The organism is Ancylobacter sp. (assembly GCF_965229075.1).
GTDB lineage: Bacteria > Pseudomonadota > Alphaproteobacteria > Rhizobiales > Xanthobacteraceae > Ancylobacter.
The window spans coordinates 2,418,181-2,445,017 of the sequence record NZ_CBDDIO010000002.1 but is presented as its reverse complement, the minus strand read 5'-3'; the positions used below and the strand labels follow the sequence as shown (position 1 = coordinate 2,445,017).

Genomic DNA, 26,837 nt, shown 5'->3' with positions numbered 1-26,837 from the left:
GTGCGTTTCGCGCGAACGACCGCGCGGCAGCCACCCTACCCCCGCACCAGATCGCCGATCAGGCTCGCCGCCACCGACAGCTTCGACACGCTGAGCCCCGAGCCGGCGATCTCGTGCACGCCATTGCGCGCGCTCCACCACCTCGCCGCGCGCCCGCGCCCAGCTCGACACCCCGGCGACGCCGGCGCCGTGCTCCTCGATCACCTCGGCGGTGAGCCGGCGCACGGCGCTCTCGAACGCCGCCAGCGCCCGCTCCAGCGCCAGCCGGTCGTAATAATCCGTCACCGTCAAGGTCCGCGCCGGGCCGAGAATGCGCTCCAGCCGGAACAGCAGGGCGACGGCGAAGAAGGTGACGGCGGCATCCGCCAGCGGGGCGCGGGTGCGGTCGGCGATCAGCACGATATCGGTGGCGCTCTCCACCGCCGGCAGCCGGGCGATGCGGCGCGCCAGCGCCTCCGGCACGCCGGCCTGCGTCCATTGGCTGATGCGGGCATCGTGCAGCACCCGCGCTTCTTCCGGCAGCAATTCGCGCACCGGGCCGGCCAGCACCTTCTCCACCGGCGGAATGCCGGCGGCGTAATGGCCGACGAGGTCGTCGAGATTGCGCCGCAGGTCGACATTGCGCAGGAACCAGATGGCGCGGTCGAGCAGCATGTCCTGCACGACGCCATAGAGGTCGAGCTGCACCGCGCCCGGCACCAGCCCGTCCAGCGCGTCGATCTCGCGGTTGAGCCCGGCGAGGCCGAAACCGTCGCGCACCACGGCGAAGGCCTTGGCGATGCCGTCAATGCCCGCGCCGGTCTCGTCCATCAGCCGGGCGACGAAGGCCGGCCCGCCATGGTTGATCATGGCGTTGGACAGACGGGTGGCGATGATGTCGCGCCGCAGCCGGTGATGCTCCACGCCTTCCGGGAAATGCTCGCGCAGTTCGGGCGGGAAATAGGCGGCCAATTCGCGCGCGAGATAGGGGTCGTCCGGCACGTCGGTGTCGAGCAGGTCGGCATGGACGGAGAGCTTGGCATAGGCCAGCAGCACCGCCATTTCCGGCCGGGTCAGCGCCTCGCCGCGCCCGCGCCGCTCCGCGATCTCGCTGTCGGTGGGCAGATACTCCACCGCCCGGTCGAGCAGGCCGCGCGCTTCCAGCCGCTGCATCAGCCGCTGCAGGAAGCCGAGATCGTCGAGCCCGCGCATTTCCGCGAGGGAGAGCGCCAGCGTCTGCAGATAGTTGTTGGTCAGCGCCAGCGCGGCGACCTCGGGGGTCATGCTGGCCAGCACCTGCGCCCGCGCCTGCGGGTCGAGCCGCCCCTCGCGCAGGGCCGGCGCCATGGCGATCTTGATGTTCACCTCGATGTCGGAGGTGTTGACGCCAGCGGAATTGTCGATGGCATCGGTGTTCAGCCGCACGCCGCGCCGCGCCGCCTCGATGCGCCCGCGCTGGGTGACGCCGAGATTGGCGCCCTCGCCGATCACCCGCGCCCGGATCTGGCTGCCGGTGATGCGCACGCCGTCATTGGCGCGGTCGCCGGCCTGGGCGTCGGTCTCGCTGGTCGCGCGCACATAGGTGCCGATGCCGCCGAACCACAGCAGGTCCACCGGCGCGCGCAAAATGGCGCTGATCACTTCGGCGGGCGAAGCGGAGGCGGCCTCGAAGCCCAGAACCTCGCGCATCGCCAGGGTCAGCGGAATGCTCTTGGCGCTGCGCGGAAACACCCCGCCACCGGGCGAGATCAGCGATTTGTCGTAGTCCTGCCAACTGGAGCGCGGCAGCGCGAACAGCCGCTGGCGCTCGCGGAAGGAGAGTTCGGGGTCGGGGTTCGGATCGAGGAAGATGTCGCGATGGTCGAAAGCCGCGACCAGGCGGATCGTGTTCTCCAGCAGCATGCCATTGCCGAACACGTCGCCCGACATGTCGCCCACGCCGGCCACGGTGAAGGGCGTGCGGCGAATGTCGATGTCGAGTTCGCGGAAATGCCGGCGCACGGCCTCCCACGCCCCGCGCGCGGTGATGCCCATCGCCTTGTGGTCATAGCCGACCGAGCCGCCGGAGGCGAAAGCGTCGCCCAGCCAGAAGCCGCGCTCCAGCGACAGCGCGTTGGCGGTGTCGGAGAAAGTGGCGGTACCCTTGTCGGCGGCGACGACGAGATAGGGGTCGTCCTCGTCGTGCCGCACCGTCTGCGCGGGGTGAACCGTGCGGCCGTCCTCGATATTATCGGTCACGTCGAGCAGGCTGGAGATGAACAGCTTGTAGGCTTCCACGCCCTCGGCCTGGATCGCCTCGCGCGGCCCGGTGGGAAGCTGCTGCGGCACGAAGCCGCCCTTGGCGCCCACCGGAACGATGACCGCGTTCTTCACCTGCTGCGCCTTGACGAGGCTCAGCACCTCGGTGCGGAAATCCTGCGGCCGGTCGGACCAGCGCAGCCCACCGCGCGCCACCCGGCCGAAGCGCAGATGGATGCCTTCGACGCGCGGCGACTGCACGAAAATCTCGAACAGCGGGCGCGGCTGCGGCAGTCCCTCGACGGCGGTGCTGAGGAATTTGAAGGCGATGGTCGGGCGGTGGCTCCCCTGCGGGCCGCGCTGGAAGAAATTGGTCCGCACCGCCGCGCCGATGAGATTGGCGAAGCGGCGCAGGATGCGGTCCTCGTCGAGGCTCGGCACATCCGCCAGCGCGGCCTCGATGGCGGCGCGCAGTTCCTCCTGACGCTCGGCCCGGCGCTCGCCCTGTTCGGGGTCGAAGCGGGCATGGAACAGCGCCACCAGCTTCTGCGCGATGGCGGGGTGGGCGTTCAGCGTCTGCCAGAGATAATCCTGGCTGAACGGAATGCCGACCTGCCGGAGATAGCGCCCCAGCGCCCGCAGCAGCGCGATGTCGCGCCAGCCAAGCTGGGCAGTCAGTGCCAGCGCGTTGAACCCGTCGCTTTCGCCGCCGCGCAGCACCGACATCAGCGTCGCGTGCAGCCGCGGCCCCAGCTTGTCGAGCGCGACATCGCCGCCGCCGCGCCGCGACAGCAGCATGTCATGCACATAGACCGGCGCGCCCCCGGCGGGACGGACGGTGAAGGTGCGCTCGTCAATGACCACGAAGCCCATGGATTCGAGCAGCGGCACCCGCTCGGACAGCAGGCGCGGCACCTTGTAGCTGAACACTTTGAGCGCGAGACGCCCGCGCTCGCGCAGCGCCGAAGGGCGGAAATCCGCCGCCACCGGATTCGCCTCGCTCAGTTCCTCGATGAGGCGCAGATCGTCGATCGCCTCCGCCGGCGTCGCCGCCGCCTGATAGCCGGCCGGGAAGGCGCCGGCGTAGCGCTCCATCAGCTCGCTCGCCTTGCTGGCCGGCACGGTCGCCGCCAGCGCCTCGGCAAAGCCGTCGCCCCAGGTGCGGATGATGGCGCCGATCGCCTCTTCCAGCGTCGCGCGATTGACGCTCGGCACCTCGCCGGTGCCGCGCTCGATGATGAAATGCACCCGCGTCAGCGGGCCTTCGAGGAACAGCGGGCGGAAGGCGACCACCTGCCCGCCAAAGCTCGACGCCAGCAGCGTGCCGATCTTGGCGCGGACCTCGCTGCCATAGCGTTCGCGCGGCACGAAGACGAGGATGGAGACGAAACGGTCGAACCGCTCATTGAGCGCCAGCACCCGCACGCGCGGGTGTTCGTCCAGCTGCAGGATGGCGAGCGAGAACTGGTAGAGCGCGGCAATGTCGATCTGGAACAGGTCGTCGCGCGGATAGGTCTCCAGCACCTTCACCAGCGCCCGGCCGGAATGGCTTTCCGGTGCGAAGCCGGCGCGCGCCAGCACGGTGGCAGCCTTGCGCCGCAGCACCGGGATGGTGCGGACCGAGCTCGTATAGGCGGTGGCGGTGAACAGGCCAGCGATGCACAGCCCGCCGACCACGCGCCCCTGCGCGTCGTAGCGCTTGACCAGCACCACATCGATCCAGGCCCGCCGGTGGACGCTGGAAACGGTGCGCGACTTGGTGACGATCAGCGGGCTGGGATCGGCCAGCGCCTCGGCGATGTCGGCGCTGACCGAGCGCGGATCGCCGGTGGGACGGAACAGGCGGAAGGCCTCGTCCGCCATCATCCCCAGCGCATCCTCCATGCGCCGCTCGAACACCGTCGCTTTCGCGCCGGGCGCGCCGGCGGACTGATAGTGGCGGCAGCCGAGAAAGGTGAAGCGGCCGGCAAGCAGCCATTCCAGAAAGGCGATCGCCTCTTCCCGGTCCTCGCGCGGCACCATGGCGGGGGCGAGGGTGAGATTGGTCACCGCCGCGCGCACCTGCGCCATCATCGGCTGCCAGGCGGCGACCACCACGCGCACCTGGTTGAGCACCGCGCCGAGTTCCTCGATCAGGGCGACCTGGCGGCCCTCATCCTCGATGCGCGGCACATGGATCTGGATCAGGCTTTCGCGCCGCATGCGGGCGCCGGCCGGGGTCTCGCCGGGCACGAGATTGGTCACCTGCCCGCTGGTGTCGCGGTCGACGCCCATGATCGGGTGGACGACGAAGCTCGCCGTCAGCCCCTGGGCGTTGAGCGCGCCCATGAGCGAATCGAGCAGGAACGGCATGTCGTCATTGACGATCTCGATCACCGAGACCCGCGCGAGCCGATCGCCGCCCTCGGCGGCTGGGAGCTGTTCGATGCGGATGTCGAAACTGTCGCGGCGGCGGACCTTGAGATGCCCATAGGCGAGCCGGGCCAGCGCAGCGAGTTCGTGCGGCGTGTAGACCCGCACATCCTCCGCCACCGCGCGGCCGAACAGCCCCTGCGCGAACCGGGCCGGCACGTCGCCGTCGGTCGCCTGCAGGATAAGGTCCGCCTGCTCGACGAGCTGGCGCGCGACGCGCTCGTCCTCGCTGGCCAGGAACCCTTCGACGCCCATCACTTCCCCCCGCCGGATGGCGCGACCTCCGCCTGGGAGCCCGCCCGCCGGCTGTAGCCGATTGTTCTATTATACGTCTATTCCGCCCACTTAAATGCGGGCGAGCCCTCTCTCGGCCGCTGTTGCCTGTTGGTCACAGAATGACAAGACTATCGCCCGCTTGATCTCGATCAAGCGCACGACTCGCCCGCGCCCTCACCAATAGGCCCGCGCCCTTGCACGGGGCTTAAGGGAATAAAGGGGTTTGGGGCATGTCGTCCATCCGGTCATTTTTTGCTCGCACCGCCGCGCCGGCGGTCCTCGCGCTCGCGGGCGCGGCTCTGATGGGAGGCCCGGCGCTGGCCGCCGACATCACCAAGGCCGCGCCGCTCGCCTACAAGGCGCCCGCGCCGGTGCAGGAACAGAGCCCGTGGCAGATTCGCCTGCGCCTGCTCGGCGTGTTCCCCGAGGATAATGGTTCGGTCCACGGCGTCCCCGGCTCCGGGCTCGACATCTCGGATTCAGTGGTGCCGGAACTCGACATCACCTACTACTTCACCAAGAACTGGGCCGCCGAACTGATCCTCGGCGTCACGCCGCACGACATCAACGGCACCGGCACGATTGCCAGCCTGAACAAGATCGGCGAAGTCTGGCTGCTGCCGCCGACCCTGACGCTGCAGTATCACTTCACCGATTTCGGCGCCTTCAAGCCCTATGTCGGCGCGGGCATCAACTACACCTTCTTCTTCGACCAGAAGGCCTATTCAGCCGATTCGATCGACGTGAAGGACACGTTCGGCTGGGCGCTGCAGGTCGGCTTCGACTACATGTTCGACGAGCATTGGGGCCTCAACGTCGACGTGAAGAAGCTCTTCCTCAAGCCCGATTTCGACGTGGTCGTCGCCGGCCAGGCGCTTTCCGGCAAGGCCGATCTCGACCCGTGGATCGTCGGCCTCGGTGTCACCTACCGCTTCTGAGGCGAGGAGCCTCACACGCAAAGGGCCGGCTCGCGCCGGCCCTTTTTCGTTGGCTTGTCCGTCCCGCTCAGTGGCGGAAATGGCGAATGCCGGTGAACACCATGGCGATGCCGGCCGCGTCCGCCGCCGCGATCACATCCGCGTCGCGGATCGAACCGCCGGGCTGGATCACCGCGGTGGCCCCGGCCTCGATGGCGGTGATCAGCCCGTCGGCGAAGGGGAAGAAGGCGTCGGAGGCCACCACGCTGCCGCGCGTCAGCGGCTCGGCCAGCCCCGCCGCCTCGGCCGCGTCGCGCGCCTTGTGGGCGGCGATACGGGCCGAATCGACCCGGCTCATCTGCCCGGCGCCGATGCCGACGGTCGCGAGGTCCTTGGCATAGACGATGGCGTTCGACTTCACATGCTTCACCACGCGGAAGGCGAAGGCGAGGTCCGCCAGCTCCTTCGCCGTCGGCGCGCGCTTGGTCACCACTTTCAGCGCCATGTCGTCCACCACGGCATTGTCGCGCGACTGCACGAGATAGCCGCCGGCGAGCGACTTCACTGCCAGGCCGCCGCCGCGCGGGTCCGGCAGGCCGCCGGTCACCAGCAGGCGCAGATTCTTCTTGGCGCCGACAATGGCGGCGGCTTCCTCGGTCGCGTCGGGGGCGACGATCACCTCGGTGAAGATATCGACGATGGCGCGGGCGGCGTCGGCGTCCAGCGTGCGGTTCAGCGCCACGATGCCGCCAAAGGCCGAGGTGGGGTCGCAGGCCAGCGCCTTGCGATAGGCCTCGACCAGCGTCTCGCCCTCGGCGACGCCGCAGGGATTGGCGTGCTTGACGATCACCACCGCCGGAGCGCGGGCGGGGTCGAATTCCGCCACCGCCTCGAAGGCCGCGTCGGTGTCGTTGAGGTTGTTGTAGGACAGCGCCTTGCCCTGCAGCTGGCGGGCGGTGGCGACCCCCGGCCGCGCCGGGCCGCCGACATAGAAGGCCGCGCTCTGGTGCGGGTTCTCGCCATAGCGCAGCGCCTCCGCGAGGCGCCCGCCGAACACCCGGCTTTCTGCTGCCGCTTCCGCGTTCTCCTTCGCCTCGACCTCGGCGAACCAAGCGGCGATGGCGCCGTCATAGGTGGCGGTGCGGGCATAGGCGAGCTGCGCCAGCTTGCGCCGGGTGGCGAGGCTGGTGCCGCCCTTCTCCTCAAGGTCGGCCAGCACGGTGGCGTAGCTCGCGGGATCGACTACCACGGCCACATCCGCATGGTTCTTGGCGGCGGCGCGGATCATCGCCGGGCCGCCAATGTCGATGTTCTCCACGCAGTCATCATAGCCGGCGCCGCGCGCCACCGTGGCCTCGAACGGGTAGAGATTCACCACCACGAGGTCGATCGGCAGGATGCCGTGCTCGTCCATGGAGGCGCGGTGGCCGGCATCGTCGCGAATGGCGAGAATGCCGCCATGCACGCCTGGGTGCAGTGTTTTCACCCGCCCGTCCATCATTTCGGGAAAGCCGGTGAGATCCGACACATCCGCCACGATCAGCCCCGCCTCGGCCAGCGCCTTGCGCGTGCCGCCTGTGGACACCAGCGCGATGCCCTTGGCGGCCAGCGCCTGCGCGAAGGGCACGAGGCCGGTCTTGTCGGAGACCGAAAGCAGAGCGCGGGCGATGGGACGGATATCGGCGGGCGTTGAACCAGACATGGGAGCGGCCAGTGCGTTTGAACGAGGAAGCCGCCGCCCGTACCACGTCTGGCCTTCCGGGTGAACCTTCGAGCCCCCCGGACAGCTATGCATCCTTCGAGGCTCGCTGCGCTCGCCCCTTGGGATGACGGCGCTCGCCGACGGCACGGCGTCATCCCGGAACGGCCGCAGGCCGATCCGGGATGACGAATTGCGACAAGGCGAGGGATCAGCCCCGCAGCGCCTTGAGCTGGACGAAGGTCCATTCCACCCGCGGCGTCTGCCGCGCCGTGCCGGTGATGACCAGCTGCGCCGTGCGGCGCGGGCCGGCGCCGCTGCCGAGGAAGATGCTCTCCTCGATCGCCACGCTGCTGCCCGGCGCGGTGAAGGCCCAGTCATCGCCATCCGGCAGGCGCAGGATCACCGTCTGCCCGTCCGAGGTGCGCGAAGGTTCGACCGAAGGGTGCAGATGAAAGCGCACCGCGTAGCGGGCCGGCTGGTCGGCGGAGAATTCCTCGCCCTGCGCCACCCGGAACAGGTCCTCGCCGTCGAGCCGCATGCCGTCGGCCGACAGCCGCCAAGAGCGCTGATGCACCACGCCGAAGCGGCCGGCATAGCCGTCATGGCTGGCGCGCAGCACATCCGCCCCGCCACGCTCGCTGCGGTCGACATGCAGGTCGCTAGGCCCGCTCAGCACCGGCGCGCCGCACAGGCGCGTCAGCGGGCCGGCGGCGAGGAAGCGGCAGGAGGAGACATCCTCCACCACGACGGTGGAATGCGCCGCCGTCTGCCGCGCCACCGCGCGCCATTCGTCGCGCCCGGCAGCCGGGAGGCCGCAATTGACGACAATGCGGTGCCGCCCGGCGGAAAGCTCGAAGGACAGACAGCCCGCATGCGCCTCCAGGCTCACCGGCAGCGGCGGCGGGGCGCCGGTGTCGGCAATGACCACAGTGGCGCCGGCTTCCATGCGCTGGTAGCCGGAATAGGGCGCGTTCGCCACCGGCCGCCCGCGCGCATCGTCATAGGCCAGCACGGTGGCGAGCACGTCCGCCGGCGTCGGCCCCATGCCGTTGAACAGCGCGAAGGCGCCGTCGACATGGCGGAAGAAGCGCAGCATCGGCATCATCCGGTCGAGCGCGTTGAGCAGCGCCGGCGGCGGCGGCACATGCCGGGCCTCATAGCTCTGGCGCAGCGGCAGCAGGTCGAGCAGCACCTCGATCAGCAGGCCGGGATTGCGGCTGACATGGCCGCCATCGCCCAGTATTTGCCGGTCGAGTTCCTCCACCAGCCGCTTCTGCGCCGCGCGCATCAGCCTTGTCTGGTCGGCCATGCACAGGCTGGCCAGCGCCAGCGCGAAGGCGCAGGAAAGCCGCGCCCGCCCGTCCGGCGCACTTGGACCCACGCTCTTGATGTAGCGCACCTGCGCGGTGAGGCTGCGGATGAAGCGGCGGTGGAAGCTCGGATCGGCATCCTGCAGGATCAGCGGCGCTTGGGTGAGCCAGCTCGTCACCCGCCGCGCCGCCACATCGGGGGCGGAGGCCAGCGGCAGGCGGTGGCCGCGCATGGCGATCCAGTCACCGACCAGCGCGCGGGCATGGGCGCGGGCGACCGGCGAGGCCGCCGCCTGCAAATGCCGCAGCCAGGCGAAGGAATAGAGCTCGCGCGCCCAATCCGGCGAGGGCGGCTCCATCTCGAAGGGGGACGCCCCGTCGGTGAGCACCAGCTTGCCGGCGAAGCTGTAGCGTCCGGCATAAAATTCGGCGGCGCGGGCGGGGTCGCCAGTGCGCAGCTCATGCGGGGCGAACAGCAGGCGCGAGGGCACCGGCACGGCCGTCGCCCGCCAGGGAAACCAGGGATGCACCAGCGTGCGCGCCACCAGCCTGTTCCAGCCGGTCTCGATCGCGAACAGCGCCAGGCGGGCGCGCTTCGCGTGGATGTCGCGGGCCATCAGCGCCTCAGCCCCTCTCGAAGACGCCGGGAATCACCAGCTTTGCCATGGGCGCGAGCTTAGCGGAGCGAGTCCCGGCCTCCAACCGGGCAGCAGGGCGGAAGGCGGCGCAGGTGGAAAAGCTCACCCCCGGCGCAGCCGCGCGGCGAAGAAGCCGTCAAGCCCGGCAAAGCGCGGGTCTTCGTCCGGCAGATGGGTGGGCAGGGTGCGCACCTCGCCCTCGGCATTGATCCATTCCGCCGGGATGCCGCCCTCGCCCGGCGTCACCGGGTCGCGGACGAAATCCGGCCGGCGCTCAAGAAAGGCCGCGACCTGCCGCTCGCCTTCCTCCGGTTCCAGCGAGCAGGTGGAATAGACCAGCACCCCACCCGGCTTGACCATGTCGGCAGCGTGCGAGAGCAGGCGCGTCTGCAGGTCGGCGAGGCTGGCAATGTCGCCCGGCGCCTTGGTCCAGGCGACTTCCGGGTGGCGGCGTATGGTGCCGGTGGCCGAACAGGGCGCGTCGATCAGCACACCGTCGAACGGCCCGGCATTGAGCCGGGTGGCGTCGGCCTCAACGATATCGGCGGAAAGGTTCAGCCGCGCCAGATTGGCCTTGAGCCGGCGCAGGCGCGGGCCGGAACGGTCCACCGCCACCACCCGAGCGCCAGCGGCGGCGAGCTGGGCGGTCTTGCCGCCCGGCGCGGCGCAGAGATCGGCGATGGTCATGCCCGCCGCCGGGCGCAGCAGCCGCGCCGGCAGCGCCGCCGCCGCGTCCTGCACCCACCATTCGCCCTCGGCGAAGCCGGGCAGCGCGGTGACATTACCGGCCTCGACAAGACGGATCGAGCCTGTCGGCAGCAGCCGCCCGCCGAGCTTTTCCGCCAGCGCCGCCGGGTTCTCCCGGGCGGTCAGATCAAGCGGCGCCTCCTGCGCCAGCGCGCGGGAGATCGCCTCGCCCTGCGCCGGGCCATAGGCCGCCGTCCAACCCTCCACCAGCCATTCCGGCTGGTCGGCGGCGTCAGGAAGCACCGTGCGGCCCTCGCGGGTGATCCGCCGCAGCACGGCATTGGCGAGCCCCTTGAAGCCGGCGGTCGCCGCCTGCTCGCCCACCAGCGTCACCGTGGTGCCAACCGCCGCATGGTCAGGCACGTCCATGAACAGGATCTGCGCCGCGCCGGTGAGGATCAGCACCTCCACCCGCCGCGCCTTGTCGGGAATGCCGCGTTCCAGCAGCGTCTTCAGCAGCGCCCGCAGGCTGCCCAGCCGTCGCAACGTCGTCGCCGCGATCATCCGCGCCAGCGCCCGGTCGCGGTCCTCCAGCCCACGGGTGAGCCGGTCCAGCGTCTCTTCGAGCGGGTGGCCGGTCTCCAGCACCGCGAGCACCGCCTCGGCGGCGGCGCGGCGGGCGGCGAGGCCCGGCGCCTCGGAGGCGGGCGGGGAACCGGCGGGGGAGCCCGAAGCCGGGCGGCGGGATGACGAGCGCGTGTCTTTCATCGCGATGGGACTAGGCCGAGCCGGACGGGAAGGCAACCTTATCCGCAACTTCCCGCAAGCGGTGCATCCAAATGCCTGCATGGGGGTTGTCGAACCGGGTCCGAATGGGCCCTAATCCTTGCCATGCCGTCCTCACCGGCCTCGTCCTGCAGCGAATGGAACATGCCCAGCAAGATCCTCATCGCCGATATCGGCGGAACCTCCTCCCGCCTCGCCCTTGTCGGCCCGGACGGCGTGCCGCGCGACATCCAGATTCACCGCAATGACGATTTCGCCGGCTTCGAGCGGATGATCGAGGCCGATCTCGCCCAGCGCGGCGAGGAGGCGCGGGCCACGGTCGGCGGTGCGGTGCTGGCGGTGGCCGGTCCGGCGGATGAGGAGGAGATCCGCCTCACCAACCGCGACTGGGCCTTCTCCAAGCGCGAGATGCGCCGCTATTTCGGCTGGCAGAAATTCAACGTGCTGAACGATTTCGAAGCGCTGGCGCTGGGCGTGCCGGCGCTCACCGCCGACGATCTGCTTGCAGTGGGCGGCGGCCATGCCGAGCGCGACGCGCCGATCCTGGTCTGCGGCCCCGGCACCGGCTTCGGCACCGCCATGCTGGTGAAGACCGGCCGCAACCGCATGGTGCTCACCGGCGAGGGCGGACGGGTGCGGCTCGGCGCCGCCGATTCGGAAGAGGCGCTGCTGCTCGGCCATATGGTGCGCGAGCTCGGCCCCGTCGTGGTGGAGCACGCGCTCTCCGGCTCCGGCCTCGCCCGCATCCACCGCATCCTCTCCGGCACTGCCCTCTCGCCGGAAGATGTGATCGCGGCGGCGAAACGTGACGACGACGCGGCTAGGCACAGCTGCCACGTGTTCCTGCGGCTGTTCGGCCGTATCGCCGGCGATCTCGCTCTGATCACCAATGCGCGCGGCGGCGTGTTTCTCGCCGGCGGCGTCTCGGTCGGCCTCGCCTCGCTGTTCGCAACGTCGGACTTCCGCGCCGCCTTCGAGGAGCACCCGCCCTTCGAGGGGCGCCTCGCCGAGATGCCGGTGCATGTCATCACCCACCCGACGCCAGGGCTGATCGGCTGCGGCCAGTTCGGCGGCCGGGTGGCGCGCACGCTCAAGCCCGGTTTGCGGGTCGTCTAGACGAGAGCACTCTCCGATCTGATGGCGACGCCATCAGATCGGCACAACCTGCTCACGCGGGATGGCTCCGGCAGATTTATGGTTTTTCACGCTTGAAGAGAGCGCAGGACGCAACCGTCGGCGCCATCTGCGCATAGCACAATTCAAAGCTGTTCGAATCGATGATGTGGCCGACGGAGTTTCCGTCATTATCCACTGAGCGGAGCGTTTTCCGGTCTTCGGACAAAACCATCAGTTTTTCTTCTTTATGGCCCGCAGAGACGATCGTGCCGATGTAACGGCCCTGGTCCTGCTTCGTGAATTCGATCACGAGATCGGCGGAGGCGAAGCGTGGCTCATTGCCACCGCCGGCGCTGCCATAGTGACCCGCTGGGCTCGTGATAATCGCCCGGCTTTTTCCCACCCATTTGCCGATGAGATCCGGCCACGCGTCCTGCGCAACCGCCGGACCGGCGAAACACATGGCAGCAAGAACACGAAGCACGCTTCGACGCACAGGCATCTCCCGACAAACATATCGCCGACCAGCGACGGTATGATCTTGTCGTATGGCCCGTGATACGCAAGAGGGCGCCCACCTCGGATGAACTAGCGGCCCGCGCGGGGCGTGAAGATGGCAGCGTCCGCCTGTGCTTCCAGCGCGGCGGGATCGAAGCCGGCGCGCGCCAGCGTCGCCCGCATATGCTGGGGCAAGGGCGCCCGCACATCCACGGCGTCGCGCCCCTTCTTCTGCGGAATCACCGCCCGGCGGGAATGCAGGTGCAGGATCGGCCCGCCCGGCAGGCGCGAGGCGCCGCCATAGATGGAATCGCCCAGAATCGGATGGCCGATGGCGTCGAGATGCACGCGTAATTGGTGCGTGCGCCCGGTGAGCGGGGACAGCGCCAGCACCGCCAGCCCCTCGCCTTGCGCGATCGTCTCCCACTCGGTGATGGCTTCCTGGCCTTTGGGGTCGACCGCCATCCACCAGCCGCGCGTCGGCGAGCGCTTGGCGAGTTTCAGCTCGATGCGCCCGCGCGTCTGTGCTGGTACGCCGCGCACCACGGCCATATAGGTCTTGCCCACCGTGCCGTCCGCGAACGCCTTGCCGAGGTCGGCCAGCGCCTTGCGGTGGCGGCCGAGCACGAGGCAGCCGGAGGTGTCCTTGTCGAGCCGGTGCGCCAGTTCCGGCGCATTGGGCAGGCCGAAGCGCAGCGCGTCGAGATGGTCGGCCAGCGTCTCGCCGCCCTTCGGGCCTTTATGCACGGCAAGGCCCGCCGGCTTGTCGATGACCAGCATCATGCCGTCGCGGTGGAGCACGCGGGCGGCGATGTCGAAGGCGGGCGGGACGGGCGGGACGGTGTCGCTCATCGCGCCGTCACACCACAAAGCCGCCCCCGCGTCGAGAGGCGCTACTTCGCCACCCAGCCGCCATCGATCTGCTGCAGCGCGCCGGTGATCGAGCGCGCCGCGTCGTCGGCGAGGAACACCGCCAGCGCCGCCACCTCCTCGACCGTGACGAACTGCTTGGTCGGCTGCTCCGCCAGCAGCATGTCCTTCACCTGCTGCTCGGTCATGCCGCGCGCCTTCATGGTGTCGGGAATCTGCTTTTCCACCAGCGGCGTCCAGACATAGCCGGGGCAGATGGCGTTGACAGTGATGCCGAACGGCGCCGTCTCCAGCGCCACGGTCTTGGTCAGGCCGGCAATGCCGTGCTTGGCGGCGACATAGGCGGATTTGAACGGCGAGGCCACCAGCGCATGGGCGGAGGCGGTGTTGATGATACGCCCCCATCCGCGCGCCTTCATGCCCGGCACGGCGGCCTTGATGGCGTGGAAGGCGGCGGAGAGGTTGAGCGCCAGAATGAGGTCCCACTTGTCGTCCGGGAATTCCTCCACCGGCGCGACATGCTGCATGCCGGCATTATTCACGAGAATGTCGACCGAGCCGAGTTCCTTCTCCGCATAGGCTACCAGCCCGGCGCAGGCCGCCGCCTTGGTGAGGTCGGCGTCGGAATAAAGCGCGCGGACGCCGAATTCGCGTTCGATGCCGGCGCGCAGCGCCTCGATCTCGGCCGCATCGCCGAAGCCGTTCAGCGTGACATTCACCCCCTCGGCGGCGAAGGCGCGGGCGATGGCGAGGCCGATGCCGCTGGTGGAGCCGGTGACGACGGCGTTCTTACCCTTCAGGGACATAGTCAATTCCTCATGCGACGGGACGGGCGGCTGCGGCCGCCCGCTGGAATCTAGGGCGGAGCGGTGACGTGCCCATCACCGCCCCGCCTCGATAGAGGCTCGGACGCGGATCAGGGCTGTTTGAGGCAGACCGCGACCACTTCCTTCACCGGGTGCTCGCAGGCGACGACCGTCTTGCCGCCATCATCGGCGAAGGAGGCGATGTGCTGGAAGCCGCGCTCGGTGTTGACGCAATAGCCGGAGACGATGACCTCGCCGCTCTCGCAGCTGCTGGTACAGCCCGCCGCCGGGCACGGCACGCTGCGCACGGTGAGGGACGAGGAACCGGGCGCGCCCGCCGCGCCAGCCGTGCCGGCCGGCCCCTGCGGACCCGTGGGACCGGCCGGGCCAGCGGGACCCGCAGGACCGGCGGGACCCGTGGCGCCAGCGGGACCGGCGGCGCCCGCCGGACCGGCCGGGCCGGCCACGCCGGCCTCGCCCTTCGGACCCGCCGGGCCGGACGGCCCCTCGAAACACGCCGCCAGAGGCAGCGCGAGCGCCGCCACGAGAATGAACTTGAAAGCCTTCATGGAATCCCCACTTGACGAACCGGCACCTGTATCCTGCTCCGGCACACGGGCGCCCACAAGGGCGAAGCGCGCCAAAGCCGCTGCCGGCCGCTCCCTCTTTCGTCGCCTCTGCCCGAACGGGGTAAGGGCGGCGTGAACAGGACGTGAGTGGGGCCGTCATGGCGCCGTGACGCCGGAGGGTCTATACTATTCACATGTCGGTTTTACCTCTCCCCGCCGGCCCGCACGGGCATGACCACCATGGCCACGACCATGACCACGCCGCCTGCGTCGCCAGCGCCATAGCCCGCTTCGAGGCGCGCTGCGCCAAGAGCGGCGCGCGGCTGACCTCGCTGCGCCGCCGCGTTCTGGAGGAACTGGCCGACAGCCACACCCCGCTCGGCGCCTATGACATCGTCGAACGGCTCGGCGCGTCCGGCGAGAAGCCGCCGCCCATGTCGGTCTACCGGGCGCTCGACTTTCTGGTGAGCGAGGGGCTGGCCCATCGCATCGAAAGCCGCAATGCCTATCTCGTCTGCGGGCGCGAGCACGGCCCCGACGACGTGATCGTGTTCCTGATTTGCGAGGGCTGCGGCGTGACGGCGGAAGTCGCCTCCCACGCCATCGGCCGCGATCTCGCCTGGGCGACACGCGCCGAGGGTTTCACCCCGCGCACGCCAGTGGTGGAGATCGCCGGCACCTGCGCAAAGTGCCGCGCCGCCACGGCGCAAGCGGACGCCGCCACCGAGGCCGCCCGTTGACGCCCCGCCCGCCCCGTCTTACCCCCTGCCGCCCGCCGCACGCTTCAGTCCCCGGACGATGAACATGGACGCCCTCTCCCCCGCCCCCGTCGTCGCCCCCGAGCTTGAAGCCGCTGGGCCTGCCCCCCGCCGCCGCACCGTGGCGGTAAAGGTCGGCGGCGTCACCGTGGGCGGCGGCGCGCCCGTCGTCGTGCAGTCAATGACCAACACCGACACGGCGGACGCCGAAGGCACCGCAAGGCAGATCGCCGCGCTCGCCCGCGCCGGCTCGGAAATCGTGCGCATCACCGTGGACCGCGAGGAAGCGGCGATGGCGGTGCCGGAGATCAAGGAGCGCCTGCTCAAGATGGGGCTCGACACCCCTATCGTCGGCGACTTCCATTACAACGGCCATCTCCTGCTGACGAAGTACCCAGCCTGCGCCGAGGCGCTGGACAAATACCGTATCAATCCCGGCAATGTCGGCTTTGGCGAGAAGCGCGACCGCCACTTCACCACCATCGTGGAGCAGGCGATCCGTTACCGCAAGGCGGTGCGCATCGGCGCCAATTGGGGCTCGCTCGACGGTGACCTTCTCACCGCGCTGATGGACGAGAACGCGAAGCTCCCCCGCCCGGCGGAGGCGCGCGCCGTCACCCGCGAGGCGCTGGTGCGCTCGGCCCTGCTCTCGGCGGCGCTGGCGGAGGAGATCGGCCTGCCGCGCGACCAGATCATCCTTTCCGCCAAGGTCTCGGCGGTGCAGGACCTCATCACCGTCTATGCCGAGCTGGCGCGCCGCGCCGATTACGCGCTGCATCTCGGCCTCACCGAGGCCGGCATGGGCTCCAAGGGCATCGTCGCCTCGTCCACCGCCATGGGCGTGCTGCTCCAGCAAGGCATCGGCGACACGATCCGCGTCTCGCTCACCCCCGAACCCGGCGGCGACCGCACCCGCGAGGTGACGGTGGCGCAGGAAATGTTGCAGACTATGGGCCTGCGCACCTTCGTGCCGCTGGTCGCCGCCTGCCCCGGCTGCGGGCGCACCACGTCCACCACCTTCCAGGAACTGGCCTTCGAGGTGCAGGATTTCATCCGCACCTCCATGCCGGAATGGAAGAAGCGCTATCCCGGCGTCGAGACGCTGAACGTCGCGGTCATGGGCTGCATCGTCAACGGACCGGGCGAGAGCAAGCATGCCGATATCGGCATCTCGCTGCCCGGCACCGGCGAGTTCCCCACCGCCCCGGTCTATCTCGACGGCAAGAAGGCGATGACGCTGCGCGGGGCTTCCCTGCGTGAGGATTTCAAGAGGATCGTCGAGGACTATGTCGAACGCCGCTTCGGCGTCACCGGCACCGCCCCGGCGCAGGGAATCGACACCGGCATCGACGCGGCGGAGTGAGGCGATGAAAAAGGGCTACAAGCAGCTGCTCGCCGAGGCGGACGCCGTCGTCACGGCGATCGACGTCACCGAGGCCGCCGGCCTGCACGGCCGCGACGACGTGGTCTTCGTCGATCTGCGCGACCCGCGCGAGCGCGAGCGCGAGGGCGCCATTCCAGGCGCCTTCTCCTGCCCGCGCGGCCTGCTCGAATTCTGGATCGACCCGGAAAGCCCCTACGCCAAGGACATTTTCCAGCAGGACAAGCGCTTCGTGTTCTACTGCTCGCTGGGCTGGCGCTCGGCACTGGCGACCAGGACGGCGCAGGAAATGGGGCTGGAAAAACTGTGCCACCTCACGGGCGGCTTCACCGCCTGGAAGGCAGCGGGCGCACCGGTGGAGACGGTCGCGGCGAAGGGGTGAGAGGCGGCGGCGTGCCGGGATCACCAACCTTCGAGACTCGCTTTGCTCGCACCTCAGGATGACGTGGCTCTTGCGGCCGCCGTAGCGGGGTCTTGCGTTCCACCCACACACCGTCATCCTGAGGTGTCCGGCGCGGCCGGGCCTCGAAGGATGCTCGTCCGGGAGCGGGGAATGGCGGCGTTCGTCTACATGCTCCACTGCGCCGACGGCTCCAATTATATCGGCTCGACCAGCGGTCCGCTGGAAAAGCGGCTCGCCGAGCATCAGGACGGGAGCTATCGCGGATATACATTCCGTCGCCGGCCCGTCGCGCTGGTCTGGTCGGAAGCGTTCGAGCGCATCACGGATGCCATCTCGGCCGAACGGCAGATCAAGGGCTGGAGTCGGATCAAGAAGGACGCCCTCGTCCGTGGCGATTGGGACACGATCCGTGGCGCCGCGCGGGGGCCGTCTGTGCGGGAAGGATGGTCGTCGTCACTGTCGGCCCCTCCCACCCGTTGCCCTCTTGCCCCTTATCGCGTAAAAGCCCGCGCTCGCCCGAGCCTGTGAATGGCAGGGCCTTCAGGAGATCAGCACATGGGCTACAAGGTCGCCATCGTCGGTGCCACGGGTAATGTGGGCCGCGAAATGCTCGACATCCTCTCCGAGCGGGGCTTTCCCGCCGACGAGGTGGTCGCGCTCGCCTCTCGCCGCTCCGTCGGCACCGAGGTTTCGTTCGGCGACAAGACCATTAAGTGCAAAGCCCTGGAGAATTACGATTTTTCCGACACCGACATCTGCCTGATGTCGGCCGGCGGCGAGGTGTCCAAGGAATGGTCGCCCAAGATCGGCCGTCAGGGCTGCGTGGTGATCGATAATTCCTCCGCCTTCCGTTACGATAGCGACGTGCCGCTGATCGTGCCGGAAGTGAACGCCGACGCCGTCGCCGGCTTCACCAAGAAGAACATCATCGCCAACCCGAACTGCTCGACCGCCCAGCTCGTCGTGGCGCTGAAGCCGCTGCACGACAAGGCGACGATCAAGCGCGTCGTCGTGGCGACCTATCAGTCCGTCTCCGGCGCCGGCAAGGACGCCATGGACGAACTGTTCGCCCAGACCCGCGCCGTGTTCGTCTCCGATCCGGTGGAAGCCAAGAAGTTCCCCAAGCGCATCGCCTTCAACGTCATTCCTCACATCGACGTCTTCATGGAAGACGGCTACACGAAGGAAGAGTGGAAGGTGATGGCCGAGACGAAGAAGATTCTCGACCCGAAGATCAAGCTCACCTGCACCGCCGTGCGCGTGCCGGTGTTCATCTCCCATTCGGAAGCCGTGAACGTCGAGTTCGAGAATCCGATCAGCGTCGAGGAAGCGACCGAAACCCTGCGCAACGCGCCGGGCGTGCTGGTCGTCGACAAGCGCGAGCCGGGTGGCTACATCACGCCGTATGAAGCGGCCGGCGAGGACGCCACCTATGTCTCACGCATCCGCGAGGACGCGACGGTGGAGAACGGCCTCTCCTTCTGGTGCGTGTCGGACAATCTGCGCAAGGGCGCGGCGCTGAACGCGGTGCAGATCGCCGAAGTGCTGGTCAACCGCAAGCTGATCCAGCCGAAGGCGCAGAAGGCGGCCTGACGTCCACACACGGCCCGCACGGGGTTGTGAAACGATCCGACGGCCGCCTTAGGGCGGCCGTTGCCGTTTGTAGTGCCCTGCGTCACCATTCCGCCGAACTCCCCCGCCACCAGTCGCACACCCCAGCGGCTCCGGAGAGGCCCGACGTGATTCAGCGACTTCTGGCGATCTTCGTCGTCCTCACCGCACTCACTGGCGGCGCCACTGCACACCCGCATGTCTGGGTCGAGGTGCAGTCGGAACTCGACTACGCGCCCGATGGCCGGCTCACCGGCGTGCGCCACCACTGGAAGTTCGACGAGGCGTTTTCGACCTATGCGCTGCAAGGGCTGGAAACCACGCCCGATGGCAAGCCGAGCGAGAAGACGCTGAAGGAACTGGCGCAGGTGAACATCGACTCCCTGCACGAGTTCGATTTCTTCACCTATGCCAAGCGCGGCAAGCAGGACATCAAGTTCCTGCCGCCAAAGGACTATTCCCTCACCTATGACGGCACCGCGCTCACCCTGCACTTCACCCTGCCCTTCGCCGATCCGCCGGCGAAGAAGGGCGAAATGTCGCTCGATGTCTATGATCCCACCTATTTCGTCGCCTTCCAGCTCGCCGATGATGACCCGGTGAAGCTCGCCGGCGACGCCGGCAGTTGCGCGCTCACCCTGCACCGCCCCGACCCGGCGGCGACGGGAAGCTCGACCACGCTGTCGGAAGGCTTCTTCAACGCCCTCACCTCCGCCAGCCAGTTCGGCTCGCAATTCGCCAACCGCGTGACGGTGAAGTGCTCGTGAAACGTCGGCTCGCCCTGCTGGCGCTGACGCTCAGTGCCTGCGCGCTGATGCTGCACCCCGCTTTTGCCCAGAGCCCGTTCGGCGTCGGCGCGCCGGCGGCACCGGAGGCCGGCGGCCTTGCCGGCTTCATCCTCGCCAAGCAGGCGGAATTCTACCGGTTGCTCACCTCCGCCGTGCGCGCCTCCAAGCAGGATGGCCATGCGGTGCTGCTGCTCGGCGGCATTTCCTTCGCCTATGGCGTGTTCCACGCCGCCGGCCCCGGCCATGGCAAGGCGGTGATCTCCTCCTATCTGCTGGCTAATGAGGCGACGCTGAAGCGTGGCGTCGGCCTCGCCTTTGCCAGCGCGCTGGCGCAGGCCCTCACCGCCATCGCCGTCGCCGGCCTGCTCGCCGCCCTCCTCGGCGCCACCGCCGCGACGATGAGCCGGACGGTAAGCTTCATCGAACTCGCCGCCTATGGCCTCATCGTCCTCCTCGGCCTGCGCCTCGCGTGGATCAAGGGCCGCGCGCTCATGGCCGCCTGGCGCGGTACGCCCGCCCATGTCCATGGGCCGGATTGCGGCTGCGGCGACGGCCACGCCCATATGCCCGCACCTGAGGATTTGCCGCGCGGGAGCGGCTGGCGCGACTGGTGGGGCGCGGTGCTGTCGGTTGGGCTGCGGCCCTGCTCGGGTGCCATTCTCGTGCTGGTCTTCGCGCTGGCGCAGGGCATCTTCTGGGTCGGCGCCGCCTCGGCCCTGCTCATGGGCATCGGCACGGCGCTCACCGTCAGCGCCATCGCCGCGCTGGCGGTCTTCGCCAAGCATGCGGCGGTGCGCCTTGCCGCCAACCGTTCCGGCTCGGCGGCGACGGTGGCCTTACGCGGCGTGGAACTGCTCGCCGCGCTGATGCTGGTCGCCTTCGGGCTGGCCCTGTTTTTCGGCTTTATGGCGACGGAGCGGCTGACGCTCGGATAGGGCCTCACTCCTTCAGATAGTCGAACGCCACCTTGCCGAGGCCGAGGGTGAGGTCGGTGCGGAAATGCGCCGCCGAGAGCACTTCCAACACCGGCAGCCTGGCGACATCGGCCAGCGCATGCGGAAACAGGCCAAGCGCCGCCGGGCCGGTCCACGCCTCATAGACCGTGATGTCTTCGAGATAATACTCGACCAGTTCGCACACCCGCGTCGTGCCGTCGACATGGGGGATGATCTTCAGCACCCAGTTCGGCCCCAGAAGCGAGGCGTGCAGCGCCGCTTTGTCCAGCGCCTGATATTTATAGCCCATGGTGGCGGAAGCGACGAGCACGCTGCCATAGTTGAGCGTGCCGACCAGCGTGTCGCTCTCCACCTTCAGGCTCGGGCGGGCCAGCTTCTTGGGAAAGCCCCACAGCTCGCGCCCGCCAGCGATCGGCGCCTCGTCGTCGAGATACATGGAGTGGACATAGCCGCCCTTGACGCCGTTCAGCTCGACCGGGATCACCTGCCCGGTCTCGGTGTAGTCGCCGAAGCCGGTCGAATCCGGCATGCGGATGAACTCATATTTGACGATCGGTTCGACCACTTTCAGCGGCTCGGGCACCACCTTTTCCAGCGCCGCCGGATCGGTGCGGTAGGTGATGACGAAGAATTCACGGTTGAAGAACTGGTACGGCCCCTTGGGAAAGGCCGGGCTGGTGAGCGGCATGGAATAGGCGGTGCGGCGAACGTCGTCGATCTTCATGCGGGGCAACTCCTGCGATGACCGAGCCTAGCCGATTTGCCGCCCGAGGGGCGAGAAGGGTCGAGGCGGTCCTCGGCCCTAACGAAGGCTGGCTAACCCACGCAGACCACAGCATCGCGAAGCTCAGAAGACGATGAGGCCGGCCGCGCCGCTTTCGGTGCCGATGCCGAGCGCGCCGCCATCCCCGCGCCAGGCCAGCGCGGTCACCGGCGCGCCATCGGGCGCGCGCAGCAGGATTTCGGCGCCATCGGAAATGCGCACCATCAGCACCAGCCCGTCTTCATAGCCGCAGGCGACCACCTCGTCGCGGGGATGGGCGGCGACGGTGGAGACGCGCACATCGCGCGGCGCGAGCATGGAAGGCTGCTTGCCCATCGGCCCTTCCTTGCTGGCGAAGGGCCAGAGGATCGCCTCGCTGGAACCGGACGTCGCGAGAAACTTGCCGCCGGCGGTGAACGCCATGGACGTGACACGCGAGGGATAGCCCGACATGCGCATATGCCCGCCATCGGCGAGCCGCCAGCCATGCAGCGCCGCTTCCTGCATGGTGGTCACCACGAACCGCATGTCCGGGCTCCACAGCACGCCGCGATGCGAGCCCTTCCATTCCAGGAATTCGGGCTTGGCCTGGGCGTTGGGGAACCAGAGCGAGACGCCGCCATAATGCGCGACGGCCAGCCGCGTGCCCTTCGGCGCGAAGGCGAGGCCGCCGACGGTGGAGGGGAAATCGTGCGATTTGCGCTCGCCCTTCACGGGCAGGAAATGCGCGGTCTTGCCGGCCGAGAAAGCGACGGCCCCGTCGGCCCCGGCGGCGACCTGGTCGATCCAGCGGCCCTTCTGCTCGAACAGCGGCTGCATCGTGCCGTCGGCGGTGGTCGCCACCACCCGCCCGTCATCGCCACCGGTGAGGAGGCGCCTGTCGTCGCCGGCGACCGAGAGAACCGCGCCCTTATGCGCCTCTACCCGCGTCTCCTTCTCGTCCACCAGCACGATCTCGCCCTCGCCCAGCACGAAACCAGCGGTGGTGCCGAGAAAGCGCAGGCCGACGACCGCGCCGCCGAGAGAGAGCGGGCGCAGTTTGGAGGTGAGCGAGGAGGGCGTGGAGGACTGGGAGGTCATGGGCTCGACGGCTTCTTGGCGGGGAATGTCGGGTTAGCCCAATTCGCGGCCGGCGTCACGACGGAACTCCCCCGCCCGCATCATCCCGGAACGGCCGTCAGGCCGTATCCGGGATCGTTGGCGGGACGCAGAGGGCTCGCGGCTCTACGCCACGCAGCTGAGAAAGCCCTTTTCCAGCGCCGCGGCGTCCAGTTGCCGACCGATAAAGACGATGCGGCTCACCTTCGCCTCGTCCGCGCGCCAGGGGCGCTGGTGGTCGCCGTCGAGGATCATGTGCACGCCCTGGAACACGAAGCGGTCGGCGTCGTCCTTGAAGGCGAGAATGCCCTTCGAGCGCAGGATGTTGATGCCCTCGCGCTGGGTCAGTTCCTGAATCCACGGGAAGAACTTGTCCGGGTCCAGCGGTTTGTCGGTGGCGAAGGAATAGGACCGCATGTCCTCGTCGTGGAAGTGGCGGTGGCCGCCTTCCAGAAAGTCCGGGTCGATGGCGGTGATGCGGTCGAGGTCGAACGCCCCCTGCCCCAGCACCTTGTCGATGGCGATCTCGGAACGCTGGGTGTGGTGGATGCGGGCGAAGGGGTTGATGGCGCGGATGCGCATCTCCACGTCCTTCAGCTCGGTCTCCGTTACCAGATCGGTCTTGTTGAGCAGGATCACGTCGGCGAAGGCGATCTGGCTCTTGGCCTCGGGCGCGTCCTTCAGCCGGTCCTTCAGCCATTTGGCGTCGGCCACCGTCACCACCGCGTCGAGCGCCGTCTTGGCCCCCACCGTCTCGTCGACGAAGAAGGTCTGGGCGACGGGGGCCGGGTCGGCGAGGCCGGTGGTTTCGATGATGATGCCGTCAAAGTCGTTCTTGCGGCGCAGCAGACCGTCGATGATGCGGATCAGGTCGCCGCGCACGGTGCAGCAGATGCAGCCGTTGTTCATCTCGAACACTTCCTCATCGGCGCCGACCACGAGATCGTTGTCGATGCCGATCTCGCCGAATTCGTTGACGACGACGGCGAATTTCTTGCCGTGCGGCTCGGAGAGAATGCGGTTGAGCAGCGTGGTCTTGCCGGCGCCGAGATAGCCGGTGAGCACGGTGACAGGGATTTTGGACGAAGCCGCTTCGGGCATGGTGAACTCCAGTGGTCGTCTCAAATGCGTCATCCCGGACGCCGCAGTGCGGCGAACCGGGATCGCGTGTTCCGTTCAGATGTCCCGCCGCTCCCGGTCCGGCCAGCGGCCGGCCGGGATGCGGGGTCCCCGCGTCAGCTCGACAGGGCCGAGGAGAGCTGGGTGATGTTGTTTTTCATCATGTCGATGTAGGTGCTCGCCGGGCCCTTGTCATCGGAGAGCGCATCGGAAAACAGCTCGCCGCCGATCTTCGCCTGGGTCTCCTTGGCGATGCGCTTCACGAGGCGCGGATCGGAGATGTTCTCCATGAACACAGCCGGAATGTTCTCGGCCTTGATCTGGCGGATGATGCGGGCAACGTCCTTGGCGGAAGCCTCCGACTCCGTGGAGACGCCCTGCGGCGCGATGAACTCGATGCCATAGGCGGCGCCGAAATAGCCGAACGCATCATGCGAGGTGATGATGCGGCGCCGGCTTTCCGGGATCGCCGCCATCGCCGCCTTCACTTCCGCGTCCAGCGCCTCCAGCTTGGCGGTGTAGGCGCTCGCATTCGCCTCATACGCCGCCTTGCCGGCGGGATCGGCGGCGACCAGCGCGTCGCGAATATTGGCCACATAGATCTCCGCATTGGCCACCGACTGCCAGGCATGCGGGTCGATGCCGCCATGGTCGTGGTCATGCTCGCCCTTCTTGGCGTGGTCATGATCCTTGTGGCCCGGCGCGGCGTGGTCGTCCTCATCCTCATCCGCCATTTCGCGCGGGGTGATGCCCTTGGTGGCGACGACGATCTCCGCCTTGGTGCCGGAGGCCTTCACCAGCCGGTCGATCCAGCCTTCGAAACCGAGGCCATTGACGAAGACGATCTGCGCCGCCGCCACCTTCTTGGCGTCGGCCGGCGCCGGCTGGAACACATGAGCGTCGCCATTGGGGCCGACGAGGGTGGTGACGGCGACACGGTCGCCGCCCACTTCCTTCACCAGGTCGCCGAGGATGGAGAAGGAGGCGACGACGGGGATCTTCGGTGCGGCGTCCTGCGCGGCAGCGGGGAGCGCGAGCGGGAGGGAAAGGCCGAGCGCGAGCGCGCCGGCAACAGCAAGGCGGCGGGTGAGCATGGGGGGCTCCTTCAGGCTTCGAGATGGCGTTGCGGCAGGAAGCGGGGCAGAAGCCCGCCCACCGGCCCGAACAGCACCGACAGCGCATAGGCGCCACCGGCGACGAGGATGATGGCGGGCCCGGAGGGCACGCCGGAATGATAGGACACCAGCAGCCCCAGCACGCCGGAGCCGCAGGCGATCAGCACCGAAACACCGACCAGCGCCGTCAGTTCGCGGGTCCAGAACCGGCCGGCGGCGGCCGGCAGCATCATAAGCCCGACCGCGAGCAGCGTGCCGAGCGCGTGGAAGCCGCCGACGAGATTCATCACCACCAGCGCCAGGAAGATGAGATGGGTCGGCGCCCCCGCCCGGCTCACCGAGCGCAGGAAGCCGGGATCGACGCTCTCCAGCACCAGCGGACGCCAGGCCAGCGCCAGCGCCACCAATGTGAAGCTAGAAATCGAGACGATGAGCAGCAGCGTCGCGTCATCGAGCGCCAGCACCGTGCCGAACAGCACATGCAGCAAATCGACATTCGAGCCGCGCAGTGACACCAGAAGCACGCCCAGCGCCAGCGAGATGAGGTAGAAGGCGGCCAGCGCCGCGTCCTCCTTCATCTGCGTCGCCCGCGCCACCGCGCCGGCGCCCAGCGCCACCGCGAATCCCGCCACCAGCCCGCCCACGGTCATGGCGAACAGGTTCAGCCCGGCAGCGAGAAAGCCGACTGCCGCGCCGGGCAGGATGGCATGGGCCATGGCGTCGCCGGCGAGACTCATGCGACGCAGCATCATCAGCACGCCGATCGGGCCGGCACCGATGCCGAGCGCGAGCACGCCGACCAGCGCGCGGCGCATGAAATCGAATTCGGCAAAGGGAGCGATGAGCAGATCGTAGATCACGCCGCCCTCCCCGCCGCCGTCGCCTTGAGGGATGGGGCGCAGGCCGGCGCGTCCTCGTCCCACGCCTCGCACATGCGTCGGGCCTCGGCGAGGTTGGCGGAGGTAAGCACCTCGCTGGTGGCGCCCCAGGCAACCGCCTCGCGGGCGAGCAGCAGCGTGCGGGGGAAATGCCCGCGCACCAGTTCGAAATCGTGCAGCACGGCGATGACGGTACGGCCTTCGCCGTTCCAGCGCTTCACCAGTGCGGTAAGATCGGTGATCGTGCCGGCGTCGAGCGCGGTGAAGGGCTCATCGAGCAGCAGCAGCCGCGCATCCTGCAGCAGCAGGCGGGCGAACAGCGCGCGCTGCATCTGCCCGCCCGACAGCGTGCCGATGGGACGCGCCTCGAAGCCTTCCAGCCCGACAGCGGCCAGCGCTTCCTCGATCCGCACCCGGTCGGCGCGGCTGATGCCGCCGAACAGGCCGGCGCGCCGCCACAGTCCCATGGAGACAAGGTCGTAGACATCGATGGGGAAGGAGCGGTCGACCTCCGCCGCCTGCGGCAGATAGGCGATGTCCCGCGCCGGAATATGGCCCTCGATGCGCCCGGTGAGCGGCGACAGCACGCCGGCAATGCCCTTGAGCAGGGTGGACTTGCCCGCGCCGTTCGGCCCGCAAATGGCGAGCAGGTCGCCCTGCGCCACCTCGCCGTCGAGATGGTGCACCGCCGGGTGGCGGTCATAGCCGAGAGTGAGATTGCGGAACGCCAGCACGCTTCCCATCACGCGCCCACCCCGATCACCGCCAGCGCCAAGGCCCACAGCACGGCCGCCAGCGGCAGCGCGATGGCGAGGCGCTGCAGGGCGGAGAGCCGCAGCAGCGAGAAGCCCGGCCGGGCCGGCGGGTGCCGCTCGCCCGCGGCATGGGAATGATGGCGGTGCAGATGCGCGCCGCCCTCCGGCGCATCGGAAGGGGCATGCGCATGGCCGTGATCGTGAGCATGATCATGCGCGTGGCCCGGAGAATGAGCGTGCCCGTGCCCGCCCGCGCCGGCCTTTCCACGTCCCTCCGGAGGGGCGGATGTGTGGGCGTGGTCGTGCAGGCGGATGGGGGCGACGGACATGCTCAAACTCCAGACGTGGAATTGATACTGTATATCGGCATCGCCCGTCCAGCGGAAAGATACACTATATCAAATCGTT

23 protein-coding genes and 1 pseudogene are annotated in these 26,837 nt (G+C 68.8%); 9 read left to right on the top strand and 15 right to left on the bottom strand.

From position 1 onward, the window contains the following. Positions 1-35: 35 nt before the first annotated feature. Positions 36-4,884 (bottom strand): annotated as a pseudogene (locus tag ACO07Z_RS17510) (NAD-glutamate dehydrogenase). 251 nt (positions 4,885-5,135) lie between these two features. On the opposite strand from ACO07Z_RS17510, the gene ACO07Z_RS17505 reads away from it, so the two are divergent. Further along, positions 5,136-5,843, top strand: a complete 708-nt coding sequence (locus ACO07Z_RS17505; protein WP_421699871.1) for an OmpW/AlkL family protein — start codon at positions 5,136-5,138, stop codon at positions 5,841-5,843. A 67-nt stretch (positions 5,844-5,910) separates the two neighbouring features. Here ACO07Z_RS17505 and purH read toward each other — a convergent pair whose 3' ends face one another. The 3 genes from purH to rsmB form a co-directional block, all read right to left on the bottom strand. Beyond that, positions 5,911-7,524: a bifunctional phosphoribosylaminoimidazolecarboxamide formyltransferase/IMP cyclohydrolase gene (gene purH / locus ACO07Z_RS17500; RefSeq protein ID WP_421699870.1), complete on the bottom strand. Its 1,614-nt coding sequence runs from the start codon at positions 7,522-7,524 to the stop codon at positions 5,911-5,913. Positions 7,525-7,732: 208 nt separating this feature from the next. After that, positions 7,733-9,451, bottom strand: a complete 1,719-nt coding sequence (locus ACO07Z_RS17495) for a heparinase II/III family protein (RefSeq protein ID WP_421699869.1) — start codon at positions 9,449-9,451, stop codon at positions 7,733-7,735. A 123-nt stretch (positions 9,452-9,574) separates the two neighbouring features. After that, complete coding sequence (gene rsmB, locus ACO07Z_RS17490; protein WP_421699868.1) at positions 9,575-10,927, bottom strand: 16S rRNA (cytosine(967)-C(5))-methyltransferase RsmB; 1,353 nt, start codon at positions 10,925-10,927, stop codon at positions 9,575-9,577. 162 nt (positions 10,928-11,089) lie between these two features. Between rsmB and ACO07Z_RS17485 the strand changes: the two genes are divergently transcribed. Then, positions 11,090-12,061 carry a glucokinase gene (locus ACO07Z_RS17485; RefSeq protein ID WP_421699867.1) on the top strand — a complete coding sequence of 324 codons (972 nt, stop codon included), beginning with the start codon at positions 11,090-11,092 and terminating at the stop codon, positions 12,059-12,061. Between the two features lie 76 nt (positions 12,062-12,137). Here ACO07Z_RS17485 and ACO07Z_RS17480 read toward each other — a convergent pair whose 3' ends face one another. From ACO07Z_RS17480 to ACO07Z_RS17465, 4 genes are all read right to left on the bottom strand, one after another. After that, on the bottom strand, positions 12,138-12,557 hold the full coding sequence (locus ACO07Z_RS17480; RefSeq protein WP_421699866.1) for a hypothetical protein: 420 nt from the start codon (positions 12,555-12,557) through the stop codon (positions 12,138-12,140). Between the two features lie 92 nt (positions 12,558-12,649). Next, positions 12,650-13,411: an RluA family pseudouridine synthase gene (locus ACO07Z_RS17475; RefSeq protein ID WP_421699865.1), complete on the bottom strand. Its 762-nt coding sequence runs from the start codon at positions 13,409-13,411 to the stop codon at positions 12,650-12,652. Positions 13,412-13,452: 41 nt separating this feature from the next. Then, positions 13,453-14,235 (bottom strand): 3-hydroxybutyrate dehydrogenase, encoded by a 783-nt coding sequence (locus ACO07Z_RS17470; protein WP_421699864.1) that lies wholly within the window; start codon positions 14,233-14,235, stop codon positions 13,453-13,455. Positions 14,236-14,345: 110 nt separating this feature from the next. After that, complete coding sequence (locus ACO07Z_RS17465; protein ID WP_421699863.1) at positions 14,346-14,804, bottom strand: hypothetical protein; 459 nt, start codon at positions 14,802-14,804, stop codon at positions 14,346-14,348. 194 nt (positions 14,805-14,998) lie between these two features. On the opposite strand from ACO07Z_RS17465, the gene ACO07Z_RS17460 reads away from it, so the two are divergent. From ACO07Z_RS17460 to ACO07Z_RS17430, 7 genes are all read left to right on the top strand, one after another. Beyond that, on the top strand, positions 14,999-15,544 hold the full coding sequence (locus tag ACO07Z_RS17460) for a Fur family transcriptional regulator (protein ID WP_421699862.1): 546 nt from the start codon (positions 14,999-15,001) through the stop codon (positions 15,542-15,544). 64 nt (positions 15,545-15,608) lie between these two features. Next, positions 15,609-16,925: a flavodoxin-dependent (E)-4-hydroxy-3-methylbut-2-enyl-diphosphate synthase gene (gene ispG / locus ACO07Z_RS17455; RefSeq protein WP_421699861.1), complete on the top strand. Its 1,317-nt coding sequence runs from the start codon at positions 15,609-15,611 to the stop codon at positions 16,923-16,925. 4 nt (positions 16,926-16,929) lie between these two features. Next, the gene (locus ACO07Z_RS17450) at positions 16,930-17,325 is read left to right on the top strand and encodes a rhodanese-like domain-containing protein (protein ID WP_421699860.1); all 396 of its coding nucleotides are present in this window, start codon (positions 16,930-16,932) and stop codon (positions 17,323-17,325) included. 171 nt (positions 17,326-17,496) lie between these two features. Continuing rightward, on the top strand, positions 17,497-17,874 hold the full coding sequence (locus tag ACO07Z_RS17445) for a GIY-YIG nuclease family protein (protein ID WP_421699859.1): 378 nt from the start codon (positions 17,497-17,499) through the stop codon (positions 17,872-17,874). A 27-nt stretch (positions 17,875-17,901) separates the two neighbouring features. Next, the gene (locus tag ACO07Z_RS17440) at positions 17,902-18,939 is read left to right on the top strand and encodes an aspartate-semialdehyde dehydrogenase (protein WP_421699858.1); all 1,038 of its coding nucleotides are present in this window, start codon (positions 17,902-17,904) and stop codon (positions 18,937-18,939) included. A gap of 146 nt (positions 18,940-19,085) precedes the next feature. Continuing rightward, on the top strand, positions 19,086-19,724 hold the full coding sequence (locus ACO07Z_RS17435) for a DUF1007 family protein (protein WP_421699857.1): 639 nt from the start codon (positions 19,086-19,088) through the stop codon (positions 19,722-19,724). After that, positions 19,721-20,680, top strand: a complete 960-nt coding sequence (locus ACO07Z_RS17430; RefSeq protein ID WP_421699856.1) for a nickel/cobalt transporter — start codon at positions 19,721-19,723, stop codon at positions 20,678-20,680. The genes ACO07Z_RS17435 and ACO07Z_RS17430 overlap by 4 nt, the downstream gene beginning before the upstream one ends. 4 nt (positions 20,681-20,684) lie before the next feature. Here the strand turns inward: ACO07Z_RS17430 and ACO07Z_RS17425 are convergent, their stop codons facing one another. The 7 genes from ACO07Z_RS17425 to ACO07Z_RS17395 all read right to left on the bottom strand — a co-directional run bounded on the left by ACO07Z_RS17425 (position 20,685) and on the right by ACO07Z_RS17395 (position 26,758). Further along, a complete protein-coding gene (locus ACO07Z_RS17425; protein WP_421699855.1) occupies positions 20,685-21,425 on the bottom strand; it encodes an acetoacetate decarboxylase in 741 nt (246 codons plus the stop codon). A 123-nt stretch (positions 21,426-21,548) separates the two neighbouring features. After that, positions 21,549-22,544 (bottom strand): WD40 repeat domain-containing protein, encoded by a 996-nt coding sequence (locus ACO07Z_RS17420; protein ID WP_421699854.1) that lies wholly within the window; start codon positions 22,542-22,544, stop codon positions 21,549-21,551. Positions 22,545-22,688: 144 nt separating this feature from the next. Next, positions 22,689-23,663 carry a CobW family GTP-binding protein gene (locus ACO07Z_RS17415; protein ID WP_421699853.1) on the bottom strand — a complete coding sequence of 325 codons (975 nt, stop codon included), beginning with the start codon at positions 23,661-23,663 and terminating at the stop codon, positions 22,689-22,691. A 134-nt stretch (positions 23,664-23,797) separates the two neighbouring features. Further along, the gene (locus ACO07Z_RS17410; protein WP_421699852.1) at positions 23,798-24,775 is read right to left on the bottom strand and encodes a metal ABC transporter substrate-binding protein; all 978 of its coding nucleotides are present in this window, start codon (positions 24,773-24,775) and stop codon (positions 23,798-23,800) included. Positions 24,776-24,786: 11 nt separating this feature from the next. Beyond that, positions 24,787-25,656 (bottom strand): metal ABC transporter permease, encoded by an 870-nt coding sequence (locus tag ACO07Z_RS17405; RefSeq protein WP_421699851.1) that lies wholly within the window; start codon positions 25,654-25,656, stop codon positions 24,787-24,789. Continuing rightward, positions 25,653-26,417, bottom strand: coding sequence for a zinc ABC transporter ATP-binding protein AztA (gene aztA, locus ACO07Z_RS17400; protein WP_421699850.1), 765 nt, complete (start codon positions 26,415-26,417; stop codon positions 25,653-25,655). Before aztA ends, ACO07Z_RS17405 begins: the two co-directional genes overlap by 4 nt. Beyond that, positions 26,417-26,758: a hypothetical protein gene (locus ACO07Z_RS17395; RefSeq protein WP_421699849.1), complete on the bottom strand. Its 342-nt coding sequence runs from the start codon at positions 26,756-26,758 to the stop codon at positions 26,417-26,419. The genes aztA and ACO07Z_RS17395 overlap by 1 nt, the downstream gene beginning before the upstream one ends. Positions 26,759-26,837 lie beyond the last annotated feature (79 nt).

What these genes read in the sequence shown, in the direction of transcription:
- ACO07Z_RS17465 (WP_421699863.1), bottom strand. Translation starts at nt 14,804, where the DNA reads ATGAAGGCTTTCAAGTTCATTCTCGTGGCGGCGCTCGCGCTGCCTCTG.
- ACO07Z_RS17470 (WP_421699864.1), bottom strand. Translation starts at nt 14,235, where the DNA reads ATGTCCCTGAAGGGTAAGAACGCCGTCGTCACCGGCTCCACCAGCGGC.
- rsmB (WP_421699868.1), bottom strand. Translation starts at nt 10,927, where the DNA reads ATGAAAGACACGCGCTCGTCATCCCGCCGCCCGGCTTCGGGCTCCCCC.
- aztA (WP_421699850.1), bottom strand. Translation starts at nt 26,417, where the DNA reads ATGGGAAGCGTGCTGGCGTTCCGCAATCTCACTCTCGGCTATGACCGC.
- ACO07Z_RS17495 (WP_421699869.1), bottom strand. Translation starts at nt 9,451, where the DNA reads ATGGCCCGCGACATCCACGCGAAGCGCGCCCGCCTGGCGCTGTTCGCG.
- ACO07Z_RS17425 (WP_421699855.1), bottom strand. Translation starts at nt 21,425, where the DNA reads ATGAAGATCGACGACGTTCGCCGCACCGCCTATTCCATGCCGCTCACC.
- ACO07Z_RS17420 (WP_421699854.1), bottom strand. Translation starts at nt 22,544, where the DNA reads ATGACCTCCCAGTCCTCCACGCCCTCCTCGCTCACCTCCAAACTGCGC.
- ACO07Z_RS17505 (WP_421699871.1), top strand. Translation starts at nt 5,136, where the DNA reads ATGTCGTCCATCCGGTCATTTTTTGCTCGCACCGCCGCGCCGGCGGTC.
- purH (WP_421699870.1), bottom strand. Translation starts at nt 7,524, where the DNA reads ATGTCTGGTTCAACGCCCGCCGATATCCGTCCCATCGCCCGCGCTCTG.
- ACO07Z_RS17440 (WP_421699858.1), top strand. Translation starts at nt 17,902, where the DNA reads ATGGGCTACAAGGTCGCCATCGTCGGTGCCACGGGTAATGTGGGCCGC.
- ACO07Z_RS17475 (WP_421699865.1), bottom strand. Translation starts at nt 13,411, where the DNA reads ATGAGCGACACCGTCCCGCCCGTCCCGCCCGCCTTCGACATCGCCGCC.
- ACO07Z_RS17415 (WP_421699853.1), bottom strand. Translation starts at nt 23,663, where the DNA reads ATGCCCGAAGCGGCTTCGTCCAAAATCCCTGTCACCGTGCTCACCGGC.
- ACO07Z_RS17410 (WP_421699852.1), bottom strand. Translation starts at nt 24,775, where the DNA reads ATGCTCACCCGCCGCCTTGCTGTTGCCGGCGCGCTCGCGCTCGGCCTT.
- ACO07Z_RS17395 (WP_421699849.1), bottom strand. Translation starts at nt 26,758, where the DNA reads ATGTCCGTCGCCCCCATCCGCCTGCACGACCACGCCCACACATCCGCC.
- ACO07Z_RS17450 (WP_421699860.1), top strand. Translation starts at nt 16,930, where the DNA reads ATGAAAAAGGGCTACAAGCAGCTGCTCGCCGAGGCGGACGCCGTCGTC.
- ACO07Z_RS17445 (WP_421699859.1), top strand. Translation starts at nt 17,497, where the DNA reads ATGGCGGCGTTCGTCTACATGCTCCACTGCGCCGACGGCTCCAATTAT.
- ACO07Z_RS17460 (WP_421699862.1), top strand. Translation starts at nt 14,999, where the DNA reads ATGTCGGTTTTACCTCTCCCCGCCGGCCCGCACGGGCATGACCACCAT.
- ACO07Z_RS17485 (WP_421699867.1), top strand. Translation starts at nt 11,090, where the DNA reads ATGCCCAGCAAGATCCTCATCGCCGATATCGGCGGAACCTCCTCCCGC.
- ispG (WP_421699861.1), top strand. Translation starts at nt 15,609, where the DNA reads ATGGACGCCCTCTCCCCCGCCCCCGTCGTCGCCCCCGAGCTTGAAGCC.